At 65.6% G+C, this 23,194-nt stretch carries 24 protein-coding genes; 17 read left to right on the top strand and 7 right to left on the bottom strand.

The window, feature by feature from the left end:
- Positions 1-134 precede the first annotated feature (134 nt).
- The 6 genes from K8374_RS10930 to K8374_RS10905 all read left to right on the top strand — a co-directional run bounded on the left by K8374_RS10930 (position 135) and on the right by K8374_RS10905 (position 5,499).
- Positions 135-854: an ABC transporter permease gene (locus K8374_RS10930; protein WP_224459043.1), complete on the top strand. Its 720-nt coding sequence runs from the start codon at positions 135-137 to the stop codon at positions 852-854.
- Positions 851-1,561 (top strand): ABC transporter permease, encoded by a 711-nt coding sequence (locus tag K8374_RS10925; RefSeq protein ID WP_224459042.1) that lies wholly within the window; start codon positions 851-853, stop codon positions 1,559-1,561. The genes K8374_RS10930 and K8374_RS10925 overlap by 4 nt, the downstream gene beginning before the upstream one ends.
- A 16-nt stretch (positions 1,562-1,577) precedes the next feature.
- Entirely contained in the window at positions 1,578-2,822 is a 1,245-nt protein-coding gene (locus K8374_RS10920; RefSeq protein WP_224459041.1) for an NAD(P)/FAD-dependent oxidoreductase, read from the top strand.
- 22 nt (positions 2,823-2,844) lie between these two features.
- On the top strand, positions 2,845-3,630 hold the full coding sequence (locus K8374_RS10915) for an amino acid ABC transporter ATP-binding protein (protein ID WP_084857543.1): 786 nt from the start codon (positions 2,845-2,847) through the stop codon (positions 3,628-3,630).
- Between the two features lie 510 nt (positions 3,631-4,140).
- The gene (locus tag K8374_RS10910; protein WP_084857541.1) at positions 4,141-4,950 is read left to right on the top strand and encodes a gamma-glutamyl-gamma-aminobutyrate hydrolase family protein; all 810 of its coding nucleotides are present in this window, start codon (positions 4,141-4,143) and stop codon (positions 4,948-4,950) included.
- Between the two features lie 219 nt (positions 4,951-5,169).
- Positions 5,170-5,499, top strand: coding sequence for a hypothetical protein (locus tag K8374_RS10905; protein ID WP_224459040.1), 330 nt, complete (start codon positions 5,170-5,172; stop codon positions 5,497-5,499).
- 95 nt (positions 5,500-5,594) lie between these two features.
- Here the strand turns inward: K8374_RS10905 and K8374_RS10900 are convergent, their stop codons facing one another.
- On the bottom strand, positions 5,595-6,809 hold the full coding sequence (locus K8374_RS10900) for a YeeE/YedE family protein (protein ID WP_224459039.1): 1,215 nt from the start codon (positions 6,807-6,809) through the stop codon (positions 5,595-5,597).
- A gap of 93 nt (positions 6,810-6,902) precedes the next feature.
- Positions 6,903-7,799 (bottom strand): LysR family transcriptional regulator, encoded by an 897-nt coding sequence (locus tag K8374_RS10895; protein WP_224459038.1) that lies wholly within the window; start codon positions 7,797-7,799, stop codon positions 6,903-6,905.
- Positions 7,800-7,911: 112 nt separating this feature from the next.
- Between K8374_RS10895 and K8374_RS10890 the strand changes: the two genes are divergently transcribed.
- From K8374_RS10890 to K8374_RS10865, 6 genes are all read left to right on the top strand, one after another.
- Positions 7,912-8,586, top strand: a complete 675-nt coding sequence (locus K8374_RS10890) for a class I SAM-dependent methyltransferase (RefSeq protein ID WP_224459037.1) — start codon at positions 7,912-7,914, stop codon at positions 8,584-8,586.
- A 121-nt stretch (positions 8,587-8,707) separates the two neighbouring features.
- Positions 8,708-9,592, top strand: coding sequence for a DMT family transporter (locus K8374_RS10885; protein WP_224459036.1), 885 nt, complete (start codon positions 8,708-8,710; stop codon positions 9,590-9,592).
- Between the two features lie 150 nt (positions 9,593-9,742).
- Positions 9,743-10,579: a bifunctional allantoicase/(S)-ureidoglycine aminohydrolase gene (locus K8374_RS10880; RefSeq protein ID WP_084857535.1), complete on the top strand. Its 837-nt coding sequence runs from the start codon at positions 9,743-9,745 to the stop codon at positions 10,577-10,579.
- A 94-nt stretch (positions 10,580-10,673) separates the two neighbouring features.
- Positions 10,674-11,279 carry an START domain-containing protein gene (locus tag K8374_RS10875; protein WP_224459035.1) on the top strand — a complete coding sequence of 202 codons (606 nt, stop codon included), beginning with the start codon at positions 10,674-10,676 and terminating at the stop codon, positions 11,277-11,279.
- Positions 11,280-11,479: 200 nt separating this feature from the next.
- Entirely contained in the window at positions 11,480-11,767 is a 288-nt protein-coding gene (locus tag K8374_RS10870) for a hypothetical protein (RefSeq protein WP_224459034.1), read from the top strand.
- Between the two features lie 88 nt (positions 11,768-11,855).
- On the top strand, positions 11,856-12,470 hold the full coding sequence (locus K8374_RS10865; protein ID WP_196145299.1) for a Yip1 family protein: 615 nt from the start codon (positions 11,856-11,858) through the stop codon (positions 12,468-12,470).
- Between the two features lie 17 nt (positions 12,471-12,487).
- On the opposite strand, the gene K8374_RS10860 is transcribed toward K8374_RS10865, so the two are convergent.
- The gene (locus K8374_RS10860; protein WP_224459033.1) at positions 12,488-12,751 is read right to left on the bottom strand and encodes a DUF1652 domain-containing protein; all 264 of its coding nucleotides are present in this window, start codon (positions 12,749-12,751) and stop codon (positions 12,488-12,490) included.
- 336 nt (positions 12,752-13,087) lie between these two features.
- Here K8374_RS10860 and K8374_RS10855 point away from each other — a divergent pair, with 336 nt between their 5' ends.
- Positions 13,088-13,315: a DUF6555 family protein gene (locus tag K8374_RS10855; RefSeq protein WP_084857528.1), complete on the top strand. Its 228-nt coding sequence runs from the start codon at positions 13,088-13,090 to the stop codon at positions 13,313-13,315.
- An 86-nt stretch (positions 13,316-13,401) separates the two neighbouring features.
- On the opposite strand, the gene K8374_RS10850 is transcribed toward K8374_RS10855, so the two are convergent.
- Positions 13,402-14,274 (bottom strand): pirin family protein, encoded by an 873-nt coding sequence (locus K8374_RS10850; RefSeq protein WP_224459032.1) that lies wholly within the window; start codon positions 14,272-14,274, stop codon positions 13,402-13,404.
- Positions 14,275-14,412: 138 nt separating this feature from the next.
- Positions 14,413-15,300 (bottom strand): EamA family transporter, encoded by an 888-nt coding sequence (locus tag K8374_RS10845; RefSeq protein ID WP_224459031.1) that lies wholly within the window; start codon positions 15,298-15,300, stop codon positions 14,413-14,415.
- A gap of 263 nt (positions 15,301-15,563) precedes the next feature.
- Here K8374_RS10845 and K8374_RS10840 point away from each other — a divergent pair, with 263 nt between their 5' ends.
- Entirely contained in the window at positions 15,564-16,961 is a 1,398-nt protein-coding gene (locus tag K8374_RS10840) for a purine-cytosine permease family protein (RefSeq protein ID WP_224459030.1), read from the top strand.
- Positions 16,962-17,010: 49 nt separating this feature from the next.
- Here K8374_RS10840 and K8374_RS10835 read toward each other — a convergent pair whose 3' ends face one another.
- Positions 17,011-17,766 carry a class II aldolase/adducin family protein gene (locus tag K8374_RS10835; protein WP_263498528.1) on the bottom strand — a complete coding sequence of 252 codons (756 nt, stop codon included), beginning with the start codon at positions 17,764-17,766 and terminating at the stop codon, positions 17,011-17,013.
- 58 nt (positions 17,767-17,824) lie between these two features.
- Entirely contained in the window at positions 17,825-18,868 is a 1,044-nt protein-coding gene (locus tag K8374_RS10830; RefSeq protein ID WP_224459028.1) for an ABC transporter substrate-binding protein, read from the bottom strand.
- 182 nt (positions 18,869-19,050) lie between these two features.
- Between K8374_RS10830 and K8374_RS10825 the strand changes: the two genes are divergently transcribed.
- The 3 genes from K8374_RS10825 to K8374_RS10815 all read left to right on the top strand — a co-directional run bounded on the left by K8374_RS10825 (position 19,051) and on the right by K8374_RS10815 (position 23,075).
- Positions 19,051-21,003 carry an FAD-dependent oxidoreductase gene (locus K8374_RS10825; RefSeq protein ID WP_224459027.1) on the top strand — a complete coding sequence of 651 codons (1,953 nt, stop codon included), beginning with the start codon at positions 19,051-19,053 and terminating at the stop codon, positions 21,001-21,003.
- Positions 21,004-21,058: 55 nt separating this feature from the next.
- Positions 21,059-21,649: a cupin domain-containing protein gene (locus K8374_RS10820; protein WP_143515221.1), complete on the top strand. Its 591-nt coding sequence runs from the start codon at positions 21,059-21,061 to the stop codon at positions 21,647-21,649.
- 118 nt (positions 21,650-21,767) lie between these two features.
- Positions 21,768-23,075, top strand: coding sequence for a phosphate ABC transporter substrate-binding/OmpA family protein (locus K8374_RS10815; RefSeq protein WP_224459026.1), 1,308 nt, complete (start codon positions 21,768-21,770; stop codon positions 23,073-23,075).
- Positions 23,076-23,194: the final 119 nt, after the last annotated feature.

Below are 23,194 nucleotides of genomic sequence, written 5' to 3'. Positions count from 1 at the left end.
GGGCTTGTCCCGCGATAGCGTCGGCAGGCCCATCCTCATCGTCTGGGCCAGCGCCCTCGCGGGGCAAGCCCGCTCCCACAAGGTCCCCGCTGCCCTCAGGTATCGCGTGAGGCTGAAGCAAAGGAGCACTTTGCATGCTCGAACATTTGTCCTTGCTGTCTTTCGCCAGCGGTGGCTGGGGCCAGGCGCTGCTGGCCGGTGCCCTGGTGACCCTGTCGCTGGCCCTGGCCTGCCTGCCCATCGGCCTGCCCCTGGGTCTACTGGTCGCCCTCGCCGCCCGCTCGCGCAACCGCGCGGCCCGCGCCTGGGCGACCAGTTTCTCCACCGTGTTCCGTGGCCTGCCGGAGCTGCTGACCCTGCTGATCATCTACTACGGCTGCCAGATCGCCGCGCAAAAACTGCTGGCGGCCATGGGTTATGAAGGGGAAGTGCTGATCAACACCTTCCTGGCAGCGATGATCGCCTTCAGCCTGGTGTTCGCGGCCTTTTCCAGCGAGATCTGGCTGGCGGCGTTCAAGACGCTGCCCAAGGGCCAGGTGGAAGCCTGCTCGGCCTTGGGCCTGAGCCAACGCACCGGCTTTTTCAAGGTGGTGCTGCCGCAACTGACCCGCATCGCCCTGCCGGGCTTGTCCAATAACTGGTTGTCGCTGCTCAAGGACACCTCGTTGGTCTCGACCATTTCCCTGGTCGACCTGATGCGCCAGACCAACCTGGCCGTCAGCGTGACCAAGGAACCGATGTTCTTCTATGGCGTCGCTTGCCTGGGCTACCTGCTGTTCTCGGCGCTCTCGGGCCGGGTCTTCGCCCTCATCGAACGACGTTGCAACCGTCACCTGCAAGGAGCCCGGGCATGAGCTTCGAACAACTGCTGGCCATGGTGCTCGACCCCGACCTGCTGGAACGCTACGGGCCACGCTTTGTCGACGGCCTGCTGGTGACCGCCAAGCTGGTGGCGATCTCCTTTACCCTCGGCGCCGTCCTGGGCCTGCTGCTGGCCCTGGCGCGCCTGTCGCGCAGCCGGGTGCTGCAGCACCTGTCCGCCGGCTACGTGTACTGCTTCCGTGGCTCGCCCCTGCTGGCCCAGCTGTTCCTGCTGTACTACGGTCTCGGCTCGCTCAAGGGCTTCTGGCAGGACCTGGGCCTGTGGTGGTTCTTCCGCGAGGCCTGGTACTGCGCCCTGCTGGCCTTCACCCTGAACACCGCCGCCTACCAGGCGGAAATCTTCCGTGGCAGTCTCATGGCCGTGGCACCAGGCCAGTACGAAGCGGCCCGGGCCCTGAGTCTCAAGCGCTCGACCACCTTCTTCAAGGTGGTACTGCCGCAGTCGTTGCTGGTGGCCGTAGGCCCGCTGGGCAACGAGCTGATCCTGATGATCAAGGCCAGCGCCATCGCCTCGCTGGTGACCCTGTACGACCTGATGGGGGTGACCAAGCTGGCCTTCTCGCGCAGCTTCGACTTCCAGATCTACCTGTGGGCCGCCGTGCTCTACCTGGTAATCGTGGAGATCGTCAGACGCGCCCTGAAACACCTGGAAGCCCGCCTGGGCCGCCACTTGAACTGACCGAAGGATACGCTCCATGCATTGCCAAACCATCGTCCTGGGCGCCGGCATCGTCGGCGTCAGCACCGCCCTGCACCTGCAGGCCCGTGGCCGCCAGGTGGTCCTGATCGACCGCGACGAACCGGGCAGCGGCACCAGCCACGGCAACGCCGGGCTGATCGAGCGCTCCAGCGTGATCCCCTACGCCTTCCCGCGCAGCCTGGGCGCGCTGCTGCGCTATGGCCTGAACCGCCAGCCCGACGTGCGCTACAGCCTCTTGCACCTGCCCAAGGCCGCACCCTGGCTGCTGCGCTACTGGCAGCAGTCGGCGCCCGGGCGCCTGGCCGGTGCGGCGGCCGACATGCTGCCGCTGGTGCAGCGCTGCGTAGAGGAACATGACGCGCTGATCGACGCCGCCGGCCTCAGCGCACTGGTCCAGGCCAAGGGCTGGATCGAGGTGTACCGCGACCCTGGCCTGTTCGCCCAGGCCAAGGCAGACCTGCAGGCCCTGGCGCGCTATGGCCTGCGCTACCAGATCCTCGAACGCGACCAACTGCAGGCCCGCGAGCAGCAGCTCGAGGGCGATGTGGTCGGGGGCATCCACTGGCTGGACCCCAAGACCGTGACCAACCCCGGCGGCCTGACCCGCGGCTATGCCGCGCTGTTCGTCCAACGTGGCGGCCAGTTCCTGCATGGCGATGCGCGCAGCCTGCGCCAGGTGGGCGAGCACTGGCAGGTGGACAGCCGCCGAGGCCCGGTGACCGCCGACGAGGTGGTGGCCTGCCTCGGCCCGCAGTCGGCGGAGCTGTTCGAGCCGCTGGGCTATCGCTTCCCACTGGCGATCAAGCGCGGCTACCACATGCACTACAGCACCCGGGACGGCGCCGAGCTCGCCCACTCGATCTGCGACACCCAGGGCGGCTACGTGCTGGCGCCCATGGCCCGGGGCGTACGCCTGACCACCGGCATCGAGTTCGCCGCCCACGACGCGCCAGGCAACGAGATCCAGCTGGGCCGCTGCGAAGCGCTGGCGCGCAAGCTGTTCCCAGCCCTGGGCGAGCGCCTGGACGACCGCCCCTGGCTGGGCCGGCGTCCCTGCCTGCCGGACATGCGCCCGGTGATCGGCCCGGCGCCGCGCCACAAGAACCTTTGGTTCAACTTCGGCCACGCCCATCACGGCCTGACCCTGGGCCCGGTCACCGGCCGCCTGCTGGCCGAGCTGGTCACAGGCCAGGTGCCCTTCACTGATCCGGCGCCCTACAGCGCTGCACGCTTCGACTGAACCCACGCGGGAGAACAACAAGATGACCGCCGCCCCCCTGAGCCTTGCCAGCCTCGCCCCCGAACCCGACCCGCGCCCGGTGCTGATCCGCATCGAAGGCCTGAACAAGCACTATGGTGCCTTCCATGTACTGCACGACATCGACCTGCAGGTGCGCGAAGGCGAACGCATCGTCCTGTGCGGCCCCTCGGGCTCCGGCAAATCGACCCTGATCCGCTGCATCAACCGCCTGGAGATCGCCGAGCAAGGCAGCATCCAGGTGGCCGGCATCGACCTTGCCGCCACCAGCCGCCAGGCGGCCCAGGTGCGCAGCGAAATCGGCATGGTGTTCCAGCATTTCAACCTGTTCCCGCACATGAGCGTGCTGGACAACTGCCTGCTAGCGCCCACCAGCGTGCGCGGGCTGTCGCGCAAGGACGCCGAAGAGCGGGCGCGCATGTACCTGAGCAAGGTGGGCATCGAGAGCCAGGCACACAAGTACCCCAGCCAACTGTCCGGCGGCCAGCAGCAGCGCGTGGCCATCGCCCGGGCGCTGTGCATGAAGCCGCGGATCATGCTGTTCGACGAACCCACCTCGGCACTCGACCCGGAAATGGTCGCCGAGGTCCTGGACGTGCTGGTGCAACTGGCCGGTACCGGCATGACCATGCTCTGCGTAACCCACGAAATGGGCTTCGCCCGGCAGGTGGCCGAGCGCGTGCTGTTCCTCGAGGGCGGGCACATCATCGAAGACAGCCCGCCTGAAGTATTCTTCAACCACCCCCAGACCGCGCGGGCGCAGGCGTTTCTCAAACAGATTCTGCACTGACTGAAGGGTGGCAACCTCGTGGGAGCTGGCGACAGCCTGCGATGGGCTGCAAAGCAGCCCCAAGCCTTCGAATGGTAGAGCCCCTCCAGACTCAAGGGGCCGCTTTGCGGCCCATCGCAGGCTCCGCCAGCTCCTACGAAGCAAGCGGAGCCTGGGCCGTATTGGCACGGCTGCGAAGTAGTTCACCGCCTTGCGCAAACGCCCCTATTGCTTGCCGGCGCTTATTGCACCCACGCAAAGACCCAACTGCATCGTTAAATATTATTGACCCAAATCCCCGCCAAACCCTTGTCACCTCAGGCCTCCAGGCCCTACAACCCCCGAAAAACGGCGCCTGCGCCCACCGCCACTCGTTTGACATATCGAACGGCTCTGGCAAGCTATGAATCAAGCCCCGACCGGAAACGCCTGCCTGGCGAGCCGGCAGTGCTCGGGGCTCCAGGCCGCACACAAGGCCCATGCCGTGCGCCTGCACAACAACGACAGGTAGAACCTGTCCCAAGGTGACATATGTCCAACAGCAACATTGGCAACAAGCAACCCTCCCTGCGCAAGCCCGTCGTCCTGATGACCATGGGCACCCAAGAGCGCAAAGGCCATGACTACCAGGTCATGACCCACAAATACATCACCCCGCTGGTCGAGTTCGCCGGTTGCGTCCCGGTCCTGGTGCCCACCTGCTGCGGTACCGAAGACCTCGAGACCTACCTGGACATGGCCGACGGCGTCTACCTGACCGGCGCGGGCAGCAACATCGACCCGGCCCTCTATGGCCAGGAAAACCAGACCCCAGGCAAGGCCCAGGACAAGGATCGCGACCTGTTCGACATCCCGCTGGTGAAGATGGCCATCGCCCGCGGCCTGCCGATCTTCGGTATCTGCCGTGGCATGCAGGAAATCAACGTCGCTCTCGGCGGCGACATCTACCAGAAGGTCTACGCCGAACCTGGCTTCAACGACCACCGGGAAAACCCCGAAGACCCAGTCGATGTCCAGTATCAGGCCGTGCACAGCGTGAAGATCAAGCCAGGCAGCTGGCTGCGTGAGAAACTCGGCACCGACGAGATCCGCGTCAACTCGCTGCATGGCCAGGGCCTGCACACGCTGGGCAAAGGCATCGAGCCGATCGCCCACGCCGAAGACGGCCTGGTCGAAGCCATCCACGCCCCGAGCATTTCGCCGTTCCTGTTCGCCGTGCAGTGGCACCCTGAATGGCAAGCTGCGAAGAACCCTGACTCGATCCGGATCTTCGAAGCCTTCGGCGAAGCCTGCCGTACCCAGGTGCGCAAGTCCCAGGGCAAGCGCAACCAGGCTGCCTGATTCCTCTTCGTTAGGTTTTCGATCGTGGGGCGGTGCAATGCCGCCTCCCGCTTCCCCGGTCACCCTCTGCTGGTCCCAGAACACTTCCCGTGGAAGCGGGCGGCTGGCATGTGCCTGCCTCACGATCGCTTTTTTCGAAAACTGACGGCAAACTGCTGGCCCCCAGCCGTGCAAGGCGAAGGCAAACTTCCTTCCCCTTCATAAGCTTAGGACAGCAACATGCGGGCATTTCTAGCAACGATCGCTGGCTGCGTAATGGCTACGGTCGCCCTCGGCGCCCAGGCCAGGGCCTTTAACCAGAACGATCGGCACGTCTGTAACTGGGGTTCGCAGATCGCCGCCGAAGCGCAACAGGCCAAGCTTTCCGGCGTGACGTTGTATGCCACGCGCAAGAAACTGCAGACACGGCGGTTTCCCAAGCCGTGGATGCGCATGACGGCATTCGGCATTACCGAACAGACCTACAACAGCCGCTCGCGGCTCAAGCCGAGCGCAATCAAGCAAACCTACTACGAACAATGCGTACAGCATGCCATTGCTCGAAGATAGTCTTTTAATTTCAATTAGTTATAGAAACAACCTAAAGTGCTTTTCTAGCTTTTTGAACACCCGCCCCAGCCACTCATATGGCGGGGCGGTGAGTCTCAGCAGCCGCTCAAGGCCGGCGCGCGGCGCTCACCGGCGAAGAACAACGGGCGCAGGCGTACACCGACCAGGTTGCCGCTATAGGCCGCCACCAGCCACAGCCATCCATGTACGCTGCCCGACGCGATGCCGCTGAAATAGGCGCCGATGTTGCAGCCATAGGCCAGGCGCGAGCCGTAGCCCAGCAACAGGCCGCCGATGACTGCGGCAACCAGCGACGGCAGCGGAATGTTCAGGCTCGGCGCGAAACGCCCGGCCAGGCCTGCGGCCAGCAGCGCACCGAGCACGATACCCAGGTCCATCACCGTGGTGACGTCCTGCCACAAGGGTGCGGCCAGCGCCTTGGCGTTGGCGGGCATCTGCCAGAATGCCCAACTGCCGACGTCGACACCCAGGCCACCCAAGGTCTTCGCACCCCACAGGGCGAACGCCGAGGTGATCCCCCAGGGGCGACCGGCCAAGGCCAGGGTGGCGTAGTTCAGCAATGCCAGTGCGATGGCGCCCCATACCAGCGGCCAGGGGCCTCGCAGCAAGCGGCGCAGGCCCTGATGCTCGCTCGGCGCAGGCACCTCCAGCCCGCCATGGCGACGCGTTTCCAGCACCCGCGTGACCCATGCGATCAGCCCGAACAGGGCCAGGCTGGCAATCAGCGCCGGCACCACGCCCCAGGCCTGGACGATGGAAGTGGCCGGGAACGACGGCAAGGCGAACCACCAATCGACGTGGTGGGTGGCAGTCACCGAACCGATGATGAAGAACAGCAAGGTCACCAGCATCCGCGCATTGCCACCGCCGACAGTGAACAGCGTGCCCGAGGCGCAGCCACCACCGAGCTGCATGCCGATGCCGAAAATGAATGCCCCGAACACCACCGAGACACCCGCCGGCGCCACCAGCCCCTTGACCGGTGTGCCGAACAGGCTGCCGGCCGACAAGGCCGGGAAGAACAGCAGCACGGCCAGGGCCAACATGACCATCTGTGCACGCAGGCCGGCCCCGCGACGCTCGGTGATGAACACCCGCCAGGCCGAGGTGAAGCCGAAGGCAGCATGGTAGAGCGTCAGGCCCAGGGCCGCACCGACGATCAGCAGCAGCACCTGGTTGAGGCCGGCATTGAGGTTGAGGAACCAGGCACCTGCCAGCAGCAGGCCCAGGGCGAACAAAGGCGCGCCCAACCGGCGCGGTTCGGGTGTGGCGGTTGTGGAAAGACCCATGGGAATACTCGGATACAGTGGAACGAGCCGCGAGTATAGCGCCCCGGCCGAGCAGTACGTACCCAAGGCTGGCAATCTCCCCTTGTAGGAGCGTCAATCTACAGGCTTACCTTCATTGGCCTCGGCGCGCAGGATGCCGATCAGGATATCCGCCAGTTCCTTGACCATCGGGTCGGCCGTGGGGCGATGGAAGATCGCCGCCTCGAAGACCTTGATCGGCTTGAAACCGTCCTCGACACCCAAGACCCGATGCCCCGGCGTGACCACCCGCGAGGGCAGCAGGCTCACGCCCAGTCCATTGGCCACGGCTTCCTGGATACCGGCAAGGCTGGAACTGGTGAAGCCGATACGCCAGCTGCGGCCCATGGCCTCGATCGCACTGATCATGTCATCGCGGTAGAGCCCCCGCGGCGGAAAGGTCACCAATGGGATCGGGTCCTGGGCGAAACAGGGGTACTGCGCACTGTCGATCCACTCGATACGTTCGGGTTGGCAGGCGTTGGCCTCGCGGCTGTGCCGCCGCTGCTTGACCAGTACCAGATCAAGCTCGCCGCGGTCATAGCTGCTCATCAGGTCACGACTCAGGCCGCCGGTGATCTCCAGCTTGACCTTCGGGTGCTTGCGGTTGAAGGCCGCCAGCGCCGGTACCGTCTTGCTGGCGACGAAGTCGTCCGGCAGGCCGATGCGCACGGTGAGCGTGACCCCACCCGACATCGCCTCGCTCAGCTGATTGCTCACCGCGAGCAGATGGCGCGCATAGCGCAGCAGCGTTTCGCCGGCATCGGTGGGGTGCACTTCGCGGTTGCTGCGGTCGAGCAACTGGTGCCCGACCATCTCTTCGAGCCGCCGGACCTTCTGGCTGACCGTCGACTGGGTCGAATGCAACCGGGTGGCCGCGGTGGTGAAGCTGCCGCAGTCAGCGACCATCACCACGGCCCGAAGCAGGTCGAGGTCATAGATCGATCTATTGGATTTCACACTTTCAGTCATGATCAGGATTTGACTTTCGAATGGACAAGCTGAGTGCATCATGCCAGAAGCCGTTGCCCAGGGTTACTCCACCTGGCCTATCCTTGGCACATGCTCACCAGGACCACTTGCGATGCCCACACCCGACACCACGCTGCAAGGCAGCTGGCAGCACAACGCCCAGGCCTGGATCCAGGCCGTGCGCAGCGGCGCCATCGAAAGCCGCCGCCAAGTCACCGACCAAGCCATCCTCCTGGCGCTGATGGGGCGCCAGCCGCAGCGGGTCCTGGACCTGGGCTGTGGCGAGGGCTGGCTGCTGCGTGCCCTGGCCGAGCGCGGCATCCAGGCGACAGGCGTGGATGGCGATGCGACGCTGGTCGAGGCTGCGCGCGGCGCAGGCTCGGCGCCTGTGCACCTGGCCAGCTACGCGCAGCTGGCCGAGGCGCAGGTAGACGTGGGCCATGGCTATGACGTGGTCTGCGCCAACTTCGCCCTGCTGCACCAGGACATCATCCCCCTGCTCTGCGCCCTGCATGGCCTGCTCGCCCCCGGCGGTGCCCTGGTCATCCAGACCTTGCACCCCTGGAGCATGGCCGCAGGCGACTACCAGGATGGCTGGCGCGAGGAAACGTTCGCCGGGTTCGCCGGGCAATGGGCGCCGATGCCCTGGTATTTCCGCACCCTCTCCAGCTGGCTGAATGCCCTGGACCTGGCCGGGTTCCGCCTGGCCTACCTGCAGGAGCCGCAACATCCGCAAAGCCCAGTGCCGCAATCGTTGTTGATGGTCGCTCAAGCCGCCAACGCGTGAAAGCAGGAGCACTGGTTGCGACAAGCACCCACCCAGACACGGCACCTCGCCAAAGCGCCCCTTGCCCCGCCCAGCCCGCAGCCGCTAGCCTGCCCTTCCCGACCGGATGGATCCACCCTCCATGCAACCGCGTGACATCGCTGCCTATGCGTTCCTGGCCATCACCTGGGGCCTTTCCTTCCTGGTGGTACTCAAGGTCGTGCACGCCTTTGGCTGGGTCGGCGCGGTCAGCCTGCGCTCGCTGATCGCCGGCAGCACCCTGGCCGTGCTCGGCGCACTGCTGGGCCGGGCGTTGCGCCTGCGGCTCTTGCTCAAGCCGCTACTGGTGGTTGGCGCCACCACCGTCGCCGGGCAGTTGATTGGCCTATCCTATTCCACGCCGCGCATCGGTACCGCGATGTCGGCGATCCTGGTAGCGACCATCCCGCTGTTCTCGATGATCATCGGCCGGCTGTGGGGCCTCGAGAAAATCACGCCCCAAGGCCTGGCCGGCCTGCTGCTGGGCATCGTCGGTATCGTCATGCTGGTGGGCTTCCCGGCCCAGCCCGTGACCGAGGACTTCATCCATGGCTGCGTGGCCTCGGTATTCGGCTGCCTGTGCGCTGCCTTCGGCAGCAACTATGCCAGCCTGCACCTGCGCGGCCAGGACCCATGGACCGTCACCGGCGGGGCCTTCCTCGCCGGTGGCGTGCTGACCTTGCCACTGTTGCTGGTGGTGCCGGTACCGAGCGTGCCGCAACCCACCGACTGGCTGTTCCTGGCCATCAGCGGCGCAGTGATGAGCGCCACTACCTATGTGCTGTACTTCGGCCTGGTCGCGCGCATCGGCGCCACCCGTACCATCAGCGTCGAGTTCGTCGTTACCCTGGTGGCCGTACTGGTGGGCGCACTGTTCCTGGGCGAGGCCCTGGGCCTGCTGCAGGCCTTGGGCGGCCTGGTGATCCTAACCGGATGCATGCTGGTGCTGGGGCTGCTGCCGCACCGGCGCAAGCGCCTGCCGAGCTGAACGCAGGCATTCAGCGAATAAATACCGAACATTTCAACATTTAATTTGTGGATGCCAGGCAAAGGCCCATATTCTGTCCAGGCCTCCCCTGCGGCGCACCGGCCGGTGCGGCACACGGCACGGGGAAAGAACAACAAGTCGAGACTGTCCATGTCGAATCATTCCTACTTCGCCCCCCACGGTGGGCACCCGGCTCAAACCGAGCTGCTGACTGACCGTGCCATGTTCACCGAAGCCTATGCCGTCATCCCCAAGGGCGTGATGCGTGACATCGTCACCAGCCACCTGCCGTTCTGGGACAAGATGCGCATGTGGGTCATCGCCCGCCCGCTGACCGGCTTCGCCGAGACCTTCTCGCAGTACATCGTCGAAGTCGCCCCCGAAGGCGGCAGCGAGCGCCCTGAGCTGGATCCGAACGCCGAAGCGGTGCTGTTCGTGGTCGAAGGCGAAATCGACATCACCGTCGAAGGCAAGCACCACACCCTGGTGCCTGGCGGCTACGCCTTCCTGGCGCCAGGTGCCGACTGGAGCCTGCGCAACAACAGCAAGGCCAACGTCACCTTCCACTGGCTGCGCAAGCACTACCAGAAGGTCGAAGGCCTGCCGGTTCCAGAATCCTTCGTCACCCACCGCAAGGATGCCACCGTCATCGAGATGCCGGGCACCGAAGGCCGCTGGGTCACCACCCGCTTCGTCGACATGGCCGACATGCGCCACGACATGCACGTCAACATCGTGACCTTCCAGCCGGGCGGCGTGATTCCGTTCGCTGAAACCCACGTCATGGAACATGGCCTGTACGTCCTGGAAGGCAAGGCGGTATACCGCCTGAACCAGGACTGGGTCGAGGTCGAGGCCGGCGACTTCATGTGGCTGCGCGCCTTCTGCCCGCAAGCCTGCTACTCCGGCGGCCCAGGCCCGTTCAGCTACTTGCTGTACAAGGACGTCAACCGCCACGCGCACCTGACCCTCAACCCACAGCGTTGAGCCCAGGCTGATGTCCACGAGCCCGCCTTCATGGCGGGCTTCGTGTTTCTGGCCATACTTCAGGAACCCGCTCCGTTTCGTTCCGGCCACTGCCATGCCCCTGCCCCCTTTGTTGCTCGCCCTGCTGCTCCTGCTGCCGGCCCCGGTGTCGCTGGCCGACGACTGGTACCTGGCGCAACGGCAAGACGGCATCGATGTGTACCTGAGCCGTGTCGAGGGTTCGACCTACCAAGCATTTCGCGGCGTCACCCGGATCAAGGCGAGCGTGCGCACGCTCACCGACCTGCAGGAGAACCTGCGGGTGGCCTGCAAATGGCTGTATGCCTGCGCCGAAATGCGCTTGCTGGATGTCCAAGGTGACAGTACCTGGGTGTACCTGGTCACCGACCTGCCCTGGCCGGCACAACCGCGGGACATGGTGCTGCGGGTGCGTACCGAGCGCCTGGACGATGGCACCCTGGTGCGCCACCTGAGCGCCGAACCCGGCAAGCTGCCGGCCGTGCCGGGGTTGATCCGTGTGCGTCGGCTGCGTGGGGAATGGACGATGCACCCGCTGGCCGAGAGGGAAACCGAAGTGATCTATCAGCTGCAGGCCGACCCCGCCGGGGATGTGCCGGGCTGGCTGGCCAACCGGTTCGTGGTGGATGCACCGCTGGTGACGTTGAGAACCCTCAGGGCGGTGGCCGAGCGCCAACCATGACGGCACATTCGCGGGTAAACCCCACACAGGGATCGCCGCACATCTTGTGGGCGCGGATTCACCCGCGAATGCGCCCGCACAGGCCCCAAGGGATGAAATAAATTTGAACGCCATCGTCCGATAGGCTTCGAAAGATCGATACCCCGCGATTCCTTGTTCGAGGAGCCAGCCATGATTTTCCCGCTGCGGCCATACCTGCCATGAAGCCCTATTACCGTGCCCCCTGCGCCTGCCTGGAGCTGGACTTCGTCCGTGACACCCTGTTCGGCCCCGTGGCCCAACGCGTGGAGTGCCATGTCCAGCTCGCTGCCCTCAACCTGCAGGGGGCCCCGGCCCTGCGCCTGCACATCGACCCACCGCTGCCGGACAAGCTCGACCGCGCCCACAGCGTGGCCTTCGAGTGGGATGGCCGCAGCTACCATGGCGTGGTGCGCGACCATGCCAAGTGCGGGGACGGCGGCATGAACCTGGTGCTGGAGCTGCAATAAGCGATCAACGGCCCGCAGTTCGCCTGAACCCTGGGCCCTTTGTGCTTCTCCATAAAAAGAGGACACGCCTGCCCTCGAGGAGAACGCCATGAACAGTCCGTTGCTCAAGCTCTTCACCCACCCCGGTGCCGCCTGGCTGGACATACGCCGCGCCGAGGAAGCCCACCCGCAACAGTACCTGCCGCGCCTGCTGGCCCTGGCCCTGATCCCCGCGCTGTGCCTGTTCGTCGGCACCACCACCTTCGGCTGGAGCCTGGCCGCCGAGGAACGGGTACGCCTGAGCATGGGCAGCGCCGCGCAACTGGCAGGCCTGCTGTATGCCACCACCGTGGTCGGCGTGATGCTGATGGGCGTGATGATCCGCTGGATGTCCCGCGGCTTCGACACCCAGCCGACCCTGAACCAATGCATCGGCTTCGCCGCCTACTGCGCCACGCCCTGGTTCGTTGCCGGTGTGGTGGGCCTGGTGCCCATGCGCTGGCTGGCAGTGGCTGCCCTGCTGGCGGCCTCGGCCTATGCCACGGTGCTGTTGTACGGCGGGTTGCAGACCTTCCTGCGCCTGCGCAAGGAACAGGCGATGCTGTTCGCGACCTGCGTCTGGGGGGTGGGGCTGTTGCTGCTGGTGACCATCCTGGTGGCGATGATCCTGTTCTGGTTCAACGGCCTGATGCCGGAATACGTGCGCCCGGCCAGCCTCGGCTGACCGGGTCGCGATGGCCGTCAGGCGATGGCCTTGAGCGCAGCGGTGTGGCCCAGGCGTTGCGCTTGGCGCAACTGGGTCACCAGCTCGTGCAGGTCCCGGCAGCTGTTGAGGCTGTCAAGGGGAATACCGTTGACCGTGAGGCAATCATCCAGGCTCTCCCCTTGGCCCAGGCGGATGTTCAGGCTGACACCGTCCGGGCAGGTCACCTCGCAGCGGTCCGGCAGGCAGGCCTGTTCGATCAACTGACGCATCTCTAGTAGCGAAACACCTATCAACGACATGGTTCGACCCTCTCTGTACTGGATGGCCTGTTGTGTGTGAGTACGCCCTATGTTGGCGAAGTGCCAATTGATATTGCGCATGTTCAAGCGGTGGTCCATTCGCCTGAACAATGCAGCCGCGCAAATTCCTCTAGCACCTTAGAGGAAGAGCGCCGCAAGGCTCCGGCTGTTCGATCGGCTGCAGGCACTGTGCGACGGACGGTCAGCGCCAACCGTTCGTCGTTGGAAACGAACTTTTTTCAAACTTTTGCGCGCTGCCACGATTCCCACGGATAGGCCATGGAATGTCTTGCACCTGGCCAGCCCTCGATGCTGCGCAAGGGATGTGGATACCCGATGATCGATGCAAAACTCTTCGTGATCGACTACGAACTGCACGGCCAGCACAAGTCATTCGTGATCCGGGCCGAGCGGATGGACAACGCCGAGGCCTGGCACTGGGCCAGTTGCGATGCGGGGGTGGCCCGTATCGGGCGATACGGGCGCGAGAAGATCAAGAAAGTCAGCAAGCCCGTGGCGGAGCGCTACGGGATCACTGAAGTGCATTGGCGCCAGTCAGGATAATGGGCAAAAAAATCGCGGGGCAAGCCCGCTCCCACAGGGCCCTGTAGGAGCGGGCTTGCCCCGCGATGGGCCGCAAAGCGGCCCCCTTACTGCTCACCCACCATCTGCCCGAACCGCCCCGCCTGGAAGTCGGCGAACGACTCGGCGATTTCCGCCTGGCTGTTCATCACGAACGGGCCATAGCCAACGATGGGCTCGTCGATCGGCTCGCCGCTGAGCAACAGCAGGCTCACTTCATCCAGCGCCTCGACCTGCACATGCTCGCCATCGCGCTCCAGCAGCACCAGGCTGGCCGGGCCCGCCTCGCGCTCGCCATTGACCCGCACGTTACCACGCAGCACCACCAACGCTGCGTTGCGCCCGGCGGCGATCGGCAGCTGCAGGTTGGCACCGGCCTTCAGGCGCAGGTCCCAGACATCCATGGCGGTGAAGGTCCGTGCAGGGCCTTGATGGCCCTGGTAGGCACCGGCGATCACCCGCAGGCTACCGGCCTCACCTTCCAGCGACACCACCGGGATGTCCGTGGACAACAAGGTCTGGTAACCGGCCGCGGCACGCTTGTCGCGGGCCGGCAGGTTGACCCACAGTTGCACCATTTCCAGGGTGCCGCCGCTACGGGCAAAGGCCGGCGAATGGAATTCCTCGTGGAGAATGCCGTTGGCGGCAGTCATCCACTGCACGTCGCCCGGGCCGATCAGGCCACCGGCGCCGGTGGAGTCACGGTGCTCCAGCTCCCCCTGGTAGACGATGGTCACGGTCTCGAAGCCCCGGTGCGGGTGCTGGCCAACCCCGCGCCGCGCGGTGGTCGGCGTGAAGTCATGGGGGCCTGCATAATCGAGCAGCAAGAACGGGCTGATATGGCGCGCCAGGTTGTCGTAGGTGAACAGGCTACGAACCGGGAAGCCGTCCCCGACCCAATGGCCGTGGGGGCTGCGGTGGATACCCAGAATCTTTTTCATGAGAAGTCTCCTCTCTCAGATGGCTGGGTATAACACTACCGATGGAACCAATGTTGCGGTAGACAGCAAAAATGGCATGGTTCGTCCCACCAACAGAACGATCATGACGTGTTCACCGCAACCGCTATCCAAAACCCTCTACTGAACACTCACCGCCCGCAACCGCTGCCCTACCCGAGGCCCGAACACATTGATCAGCAACCCCAGCATGACCAGTACCGCGCCCCAGCCCTGCGTCGCACTCAAGCGTTCATCGAGCAGCCAAGCCGACGAACTCAGGCCGACCACCGGCACCAACAGCGAGAACGGCGCCACCTTGCCTGCCGGATGCCGCGACAGCAAGGTGCTCCACAGGCTGTAGCCAAGCATGGTGGCGACGAACGCCAGGTAGGCCAGGGCCAGTACCGAGCTCCAGCCGATATTGGCCAGGGCATGGCCGATACGCTCAGGCCCCTCCAGCCACCAGGACAGCGCCAGGAACGGCAGCGGTGGTATCAAACCGCCCCAGATCACCAGGGCCACCAAATCCACCGAGCCGAACCGGCGCGTGATGATGTTGCCCATGCCCCACATGGCACCCGCGCACAGGGTCAGCAACAGGGCCAGCAACGGTACATGGCTGCTGTCCTCGCTGCCGATCAGCACCAACCCGCCCGCGGCCACCAACAGGCCCAGCAGGCTGGCCAGACGCAGGCGCTCACCAAGAAACAGCGCGGCGAACCCGAGGGTGAAGAACGCCTGGGATTGCAGCACCAACGAAGCCAGCCCTGGCGGCATACCGCTGTACATGGCCTGGAACAGGAAAGCGAACTGGCCCAGGGAAATGGTCACGCCATAGGCGACCAGCCAGCGCCAGGGCAGCTTCGGGCGCCTGACCAGCAGCACCGCCGGAAACGCCACCAAGGCAAACCGCAAGGCCCCGAGCAGCATGGGCGGCAGGCCATCGAGGCCAACCTTGATCACCACGAAATTCACGCCCCAGGCGATGATCACCACCAGGGCGATCAGCAGGTCCTTGACTGGCATTGCGGTTTCCTTCTTCAGGCTTTTCTAGACATATTTCGTTACAGCATAAGGCCTTTGTTTTCCCACGGACCAGCACAGTTGGCTGCCAGCCTTGCGCAACAGTCGTGCAAGCGAAGCGTCTGGCACAACGAACAGCGGCCAGACGAAGCGTGTCAAGCTTCACTTGACCTTACTTGTCTATACATGCTCATATCGCACACAGGCCATCCCTTCCCTTCGAAATGGCCGCCCGCCCCCACAAGAACAAACAAGCGGAGTGCCCCATGTCCAGCAAACCCGTGATCGAACGGCGCTCGATCGACTACATCCCCGAAGCTGAACGCCATGGACGCGTGTACAGCCAATTCACCTTGTGGCTGGGAGCCAACCTGCAGATCACCGCGATCGTCACCGGCGCCCTGGCCGTGGTGCTGGGCGGCGATGTGTTCTGGTCGCTGCTCGGCCTGTTGCTCGGCCAACTGATCGGCGGCGCCGTCATGGCCCTGCATGCCGCCCAGGGGCCGCGCCTGGGCCTGCCACAGATGATCTCCAGCCGGGTGCAGTTCGGGGTCTATGGCGCGGCCATTCCCATGGCCCTGGTGTGCCTGATGTACCTGGGCTTCACTGCCACCGGCACGGTGCTGTCCGGCCAGGCCATCGGCCAGTTGCTGAGCGTGAGCGACAGCACCGGCATCCTGATCTTCGCCGGGGTGATCGTGCTCGCCACCCTCGCCGGCTACCGGGTGATCCACTGGATCGGCCGCGTGGCCAGCGTACTCGGCATCATCGCCTTCGTGTACCTGTTCAGCCGCATCCTGATGCTGGCCGACATCGGCCAGTTGCTCGACAACCGCCACTTCACCTGGGCCTCGTTCCTGCTCGCGGTGTCGCTGGCCGCCTCTTGGCAGATCGCCTTCGGCCCCTACGTGGCCGACTACTCGCGCTACCTGCCCAGCAGCACGTCACCGGTCAAGACGTTCCTCGCCGCCGGGCTGGGGTCGGTGATCGGCGCCCAGGCCTCGATGATCCTCGGCGTGTTCGCCGCCGCCATTGCCGGTGGGCAGTTCTCCGGGCATGAGGTGGCGTACATCGTCGGCCTGGGGGGCGCAGGCACCACGGCCGCGCTGCTGTACTTCAGCATCGCCTTCGGCAAGGTGACCATCTCGACGCTGAACTCCTACGGCAGCTTCATGTGCATCGCCACCATCATCAGCGGGTTCCGTGGCCACCTGCAGATCAGCCGCCTGCAACGCCTGGTGTTCGTGCTCGGCATCGTCGGCGCCGCCACCCTCGTCGCCTTGCTCGGCCAGCATTCGTTCCTCAGTGCGTTCAAGTCGTTCATCCTGTTTCTGCTGACCTTCTTCGTGCCCTGGAGCGCGGTGAACCTGGTGGACTACTACTTCATCACCAAGGAGCGCTACGACATCCCGGCCCTGGCCGACCCCGAAGGCCGCTATGGGCGCTGGAACTGGCCAGGGATCATCGTCTACACCGTTGGCGTGCTGGTGCAGATGCCGTTCATCGATACCAAGCTGTACACCGGCCCCATGGTCGCCCACCTGGGCGGTGTCGACGTGTCCTGGCTGATCGGCCTGGTGGTGCCTAGCCTGCTGTACTACTGGGTCGCCCGCGGCCGCGCCGCACAGGCACCGGCCCATATCATCATCCCCGACGTCCGCTGAACTCCTGCCTCCGGGTAGCGGACGCCCGTTCGCTACCCAGGCGCCTGTCTCAATCGCGATAATCCGGCGCCACCCGCTCCAGCAGCCGCAACAGCGCCTGCCATGCCAGGGTATTTCCATCCGGATCCGCCAGTTCCCCGGCTTTCAATGGCCGCGCCGGTTCGTTGAACTGCCGCTCGGTGTGCGCGCACACCGCATGCGGCGGCACGATCACTTGCCCGGCCTGCAGCGCTGCCAGTTGAATCTCGCAGGCCTTCTCCAGGTAGTACATGCGCAAGAACGCTTCGGCCACGGTGCTGCCGACGGTCAGCAGGCCGTGGTTGCGCAGGATCATCACCGTGTGGTGCCCCAGGTCCGCCACCAGCCGCTGCTGCTCGTCCAGGTCCAGCGCGATCCCTTCGTAGGCGTGATAGCCGACCCGGCCATAGAACTCCATGGCGATCTGGTTGAGCGGCAGCAGCCCGCACTCGAGCGCAGCGACCGCGCAGCCGGCGCGGGTATGGGTGTGCAACACGCATTGGGCGTCCTCGCGGGCGCCATGGATCGCGCCATGAATGACGAAACCGGCCGGGTTGACCGCGTAGGGCGAAGGCTCGACCGGGTTGCCCTGCAGGTCGATCTTCACCAGCTTCGAGGCAGTGATCTCGTCGAACAGCAAGCCGTAGGGGTTGATCAGGAAGTGATGCTCCGGGCCAGGCAGGCGTACGGAGATATGGGTGAAGATCAGGTCGGTCATGCGAAAATGCGCGATCAGCCGGTAGCAGGCCGCCAGTTCCTGGCGCAGGGTCCGTTCGGTGGGGGTCATTGGCATTGTCCTGATTTGTGAATGATGAGGCCGCTGCGCGGCCCCGGATATCAACCCATCACTTGCTGGCCCAGGCGTTGAACCGCTGCTCCAGCTCTTCGCCATGGTCGACCCAGAACGCCACATCCATGGCCAGCGCGCCCTTGAGGTTCTCGGGCGAGGTCGGCACCCAGCTGGCCAGCCCAGGGTCGAGCTTGGCCGCAGCCTGGGTATTGGTCGGGCCATAAGGGATCTGCTCGACGTAACGCACCTGGGTATCGGGCTGGTTGGCGTAGGCGATCAGCCGCCGCGCCTGATCGGCATGCCTGGACCCCTTGATGATCGCCCAATAGTCCATACCATACAGGCTGCCCGGCCAGACCACCGCCAGCGGGCTGCCCTGCTGCGCGGCCACGGCGATGCGGCCACTATAGGTGGACGTCATCACCACATCGCCCGCGGCCAGCCACTGGGGCGGCTGGGCGCCGGCATCCCACCACTGGATGTACGGCTTGAGCTCGGTCAGCTTGGCGAAAGCGCGCTCGACGCCTGCCGGAGTGGCCAGGACCTTGTATACGTCCTCGACCTTGACGCCGTCGGCCAGCAAAGCGAACTCCAGGTTGTATACCGCGCGTTTGCGCAGGCCGCGCTTGCCGGGGTATTTCTTCACGTCCCAGAAATCCGCCCAGGAAGTCGGCGCCTGGGCCAGCTTGCTCCGGTCGTAGGCAATTGCCACGCTCCATACCAGTGCCGCCGAACCGCAATCCTGGGCCGCATCAGGTATCAGCTCGGAAGTACCGCCCAGTTGCTGCCAGTCCAGGCGCTCGTAGATGCCCTCGTCGCACCCACGCATCAGGTCCGGGCCTTCGATCTGCACCACATCCCAATCGACATTCCCGGTATCGGCCATCACCTGGATACGGGCCATCTCGCCGTTGTATTCGCTCTGGATCAGCTTGCTGCCGTCCTGGGCACTGAAAGGCTGGAAGATCGCCACATCTTGGGCTTTCTGGCCTGCACCACCATAGCCGACCACGACCATCTGCGGCGCCGCTTGCACACTGCCCAGGCCCAAGGCCAACAGCAGTGCGCAAAAGCCGGTCCTGCGGGGAAATGCATTCATCGCTGGTTCCTCCTGCCGGTGCCTGGCCGGTACAGCCAAGGCCCGCTTTCTTGTTGTTGTGAGGCGCCCCTGCTTGAGGGGTCGAAGGGAACGCTAGTCGCGAGCAAGTAAAAAAACAAGTTGATTTTTTACTGGAGCTACACTTTCATGACGTAAAACAACAACTCACCGGAGCTGCGCGCATGTCGACCGCCTTCGCCCACCTGTTCGAGCCGTTGCAGATCCGTGGCAAATGCCTGAAGAACCGCATCATGTCCACCGGGCATGACACCTGCCTGCCCACCGACAACCTGGTCAACGACAAGCTGATCGCCTACCACCGTGCCCGCGCCGAGGGCGGTGCCGGCTTGATCGTGTTGCAGGTGGCCGGCGTACACGACAGCGCGCGCTATACCTCCCACGTACTGATGGCCACCGACGATGCCTGCATCGAGGGCTACCGGCGCCTGGCCGAGGCCTGCCACACGCACGGCACGGTGGTGCTGTCGCAGCTGTTCCACCCCGGTCGCGAGATCATGGAAACGGCCGACGGCCTGCTGGCGGTGGCCTATTCGGCTTCGGCAGTGCCCAACGAACGCTTCCGGGTGATGCCCCGGGCGCTGGACCAGGCGATGATCGACGAAATCGTCCAGGGCTACGCCGCGGCCGCCCGTCGCCTGTACCAGGCCGGCCTGGATGGCGTGGAGGTGGTGGCCAGCCACGGCTACCTGCCGGCGCAGTTCCTCAACCCGCGGGTCAATCGCCGCACCGACGGTTACAACGGCGGCCTGGAGCAGCGCCTGCGCTTCGTGCGCGAGGTGCTGGCGGCGGTACGCGCGGCGACCGGCGAGGACTTCATCGTCGGCCTGCGCATCAGTGCCGACGAACGTGACCCCGAGGGCCTGACCGAGGACGAATCGCTGCTGGCCGCCCTGGCCCTGCAAGGCGAGATCGACTACCTGCATATCGTCGCTGGCACCTCCGCGTCGCTCGGCGGCGCGGTGCATATCGTCCCGCCCATGGCCATCGAGCCGGCCTATCTGGCCCGCGAAGCCGGCACCTTCAAGGCGAGCCTGGACATCCCGCTGTTCGTCACCGGCCGCATCAACCAGCCCCAGGAGGCCGAGCTGATCCTTGCCCGTGGCCAGGCCGATGTCTGCGGCATGACACGCGCCTTGATCTGCGACCCGCAGATGCCGACCAAGACCGAACGCGGCCAGGTCGAGGACGTGCGCGCCTGCATCGCCTGCAACCAGGCCTGCATCGGCCACTTCCACCGCGGCCTGCCGATCTCCTGCATCCAGCACCCGGAAACCGGTCGCGAGCTGCAATACGGCACGCTGCAACGCACCACCGCGCCCAAGCGGGTGATGGTCGCCGGCGGTGGCCCGGCCGGCATGAAGGCCGCCGCGGTGGCGGCCGCACGCGGCCATGAGGTGACCTTGTACGAGGCCGGCCCGCAGTTGGGCGGCCAGGTACTGCTGGCCCAGCTGCTGCCCCGGCGCAGCGAATTCGGTGGCGCCAGCACCAACCTGCAACGGGAGATGGAACTGGCCGGGGTGCGCGTGGTGCGCAATACCCGGGTCGACCGCGCCCTGGTCGAGCGCGAGCGCCCGGACCTGGTGATCGCCGCCACCGGCGCCACGCCCTACTGGCCTGCGTTCGAGCGCGACGGCCAGATGCAGGTAGTGGACGCCTGGCAGGTGTTGCGCAACCAGGCCACCCTGGGGCGCTCGGTGCTGGTGGTGGACTGGCGCAGCGACTGGATCGGCCCAGGCATCGCCGAACGCCTGGTGCGCGAGGGGCACCAGGTGCAACTGGCGGTCAACGGCACCCACTGCGGCGAAAACCTGCCGCTGTACGTGCGCGACCAGATGGCCGGCGAGCTGCACCGCCTGGGCATTGCGATCACGCCCTATGCCCGCCTCTACGGCTGCGATGACAACACCGTCTACCTGCTGCACACCGCCAGCGGCGAGCCGATGATCTTCGAAGGTATCGACACTCTGGTCTTGTGCCTGGGCCACCAACCCCAGGACACCTTGGGCGAGGAGCTGGCCGGGCTGGTCGAGGTCAGGCGCGTCGGCGACTGCCTGGCGCCACGCACCGTCGAGGAGGCGATCCATGACGGCCTGACGGTTGCCTGGGCGCTCTGAGGCTGGTCATACTGCCGCTTTCCCGATGGACCGACGCCCAATGAGCGAGCAACCCATGACGCCGACGCCCGCCGCCGAAGCAGGTGGCGCGGCCCCGCATTTTCTCGGCACCCGCATCCGTGGCCTGCGCAAACGCCGCGGCATGACCCTGGCAGAGCTGGCCAAGCAGAGCGAGCTGACCGCCGGCTACATCAGCCAGCTGGAGCGCAACCTCTCCTACCCGTCGATCCCGGCGCTGTTCAACATCGCCCGCAGCCTGGGCGTGACCATCCAGTGGTTCTTCGCCAGCGAAGCCAGCACCGCCCCTGAAGACCAAGGCTACGTGGTGCGCCGCAACAGCCGCCTGAGCGTGCATTACGAGGACGGCATCGTCGACCAACTGCTCACGCCCCAGCCCAACCGCCAGCTGGAAATCCTCCACTCGCGCTTTCCACCGGGCACCTACAGCCAGGAAAGCTACAGCCATGAGGGCGAGGAAGCTGGGTATTTGCTATCGGGCCGTTTCGAGCTGTGGGTGGGCGAGCGTTATTTCCAGCTGAACGAAGGCGACAGCTTCAGCTTCTCCAGCCAGGAACCACACCGCTATGGCAACCCCGGGGACGAGGATGCCGTGGTGATCTGGGTGATCACGCCGCCGACGTTCTGAGCCCCCGAGGACACTGCCAACTCTGTAGGAGCGGGCTTGCACAGGCGACATCGCTGTCATCTTTCGGTCACCGCCCTGTCGTAATCTGCAGCCCAACGCCATGCCACAGGGTCCCAGGATGCCCCGCCTCCTTGCCTTGCTCTGCTGCTTGCTGCCCCTGCTAGCCCTGGCCGAGCCGTTGCAGTTGCGCATCCAGGGCTCCAACACCATCGGCGCCGCCCTGGCCCCGGCCCTGGTCCGGGGCCTGCTCGAGGCCCAGGGCGCCACGGCCATCGAACAGGCGCCGGGCGAGCACACCAACGAAACCCAGATCCGCGCCCTGAATGCCCAAGGCCAGCCCCTGCACATCGATATCGCCGCCCACGGCTCCAGCACCGGTTTCGCCGCTTTGGCCAACGCCGAGGCCGACCTGGCCGCCGCCTCCCGCCCCATCACCGACAGCGAGGCCCAGGGCCTGCAGGCGTTGGGCGACCTGCGCGACAAGGCCTCGGAGCAGGTCATCGGCCTGGATGGCGTGGCCGTGATCGTCCACCCAGGCAACCCCCTGTCGCAGCTGGCCATCACCCAGTTGGCGCAGGTGTTTTCCGGCCAGGTGCAGCGCTGGGAGCAGTTGGGCGTGGCCGGCGGTGCGATCCGCCTGTATGCCCGCGATGATCGCTCCGGCACCTTCGAAACCTTCAAGGCCTTGGTGCTGGAGCCAGGCCATCAGGCCCTGGCGCCCCAGGCGCAGCGCTTCGAATCCAGCGAGGCACTGGCCGAGCGGGTCAAGGCCGACCGCCAGGCCATTGGTTTCAGTACCTTGACGGCCGTGCATGGCGCCAAGGTCCTGGCCATCGCCGAGGGTGACGCCCCGGCCCTGCTGCCGACCCGTGCCCGGGTGGCCAGTGAAGACTACCCGCTGTCGCGCCGCCTGTTCTTCTACTTGCCCGCCCACCCCACCCCGCTGGCACGGGCCCTGGCCGAGTTCACCCAGAGTCCGGCAGGCCAGGCGATCGTCGCCCGCCAGGGCTTCGTCTCCCAGCAGGTCAAGGCCCTGCCGGTGTCCCCCCTGGCGGACATGCCGGCGCGCTACCGCACCCTGGCCAGCCAGGCCCAGCGCCTGACCGTCAGCTTCCGCTTCCAGGCCGGCAGTGCCAACCTCGACAACAAGGCGTTGCGCGATGTCCAGCGGGTCGCCGACTACCTGCGCCAGGCCGGCAAGCTCGATCACCAGGTCGTGCTGGTCGGCTTTGGCGACCCCAAGGCAACGCCCGGGCGTGCCGCCCTGCTCTCGCGCCTGCGGGCCATGGCCGTGCGCCGCGCACTGGCCCGTCATGGTGTCGAAGTGAGGGAAGTGGCCGGCCTGGGCGACGAATTGCCGGTGGCCGGCAACGATCAACAAAAGGGACGTTTGCGTAACCAAAGGGTCGAAGTATGGGTGTACTGAAGCCTGGGCCATCGGCGCAAAAAAATGTAACAGCCTGCCATTCGGCAGCGCCGGAAAACCGGTCTAGGCTCACACCCATGTGATACCGGGCCCCTCTGACGGCTGCCGAGCCGCCATGT

Origin of the sequence: Pseudomonas sp. p1(2021b) (genome assembly GCF_020151015.1) — a bacterium.
Classification (GTDB): domain Bacteria; phylum Pseudomonadota; class Gammaproteobacteria; order Pseudomonadales; family Pseudomonadaceae; genus Aquipseudomonas; species Aquipseudomonas putida_K.
Note: the sequence above shows the minus strand (reverse complement) of the source record. Positions and strands in the feature narration are given on the sequence as shown.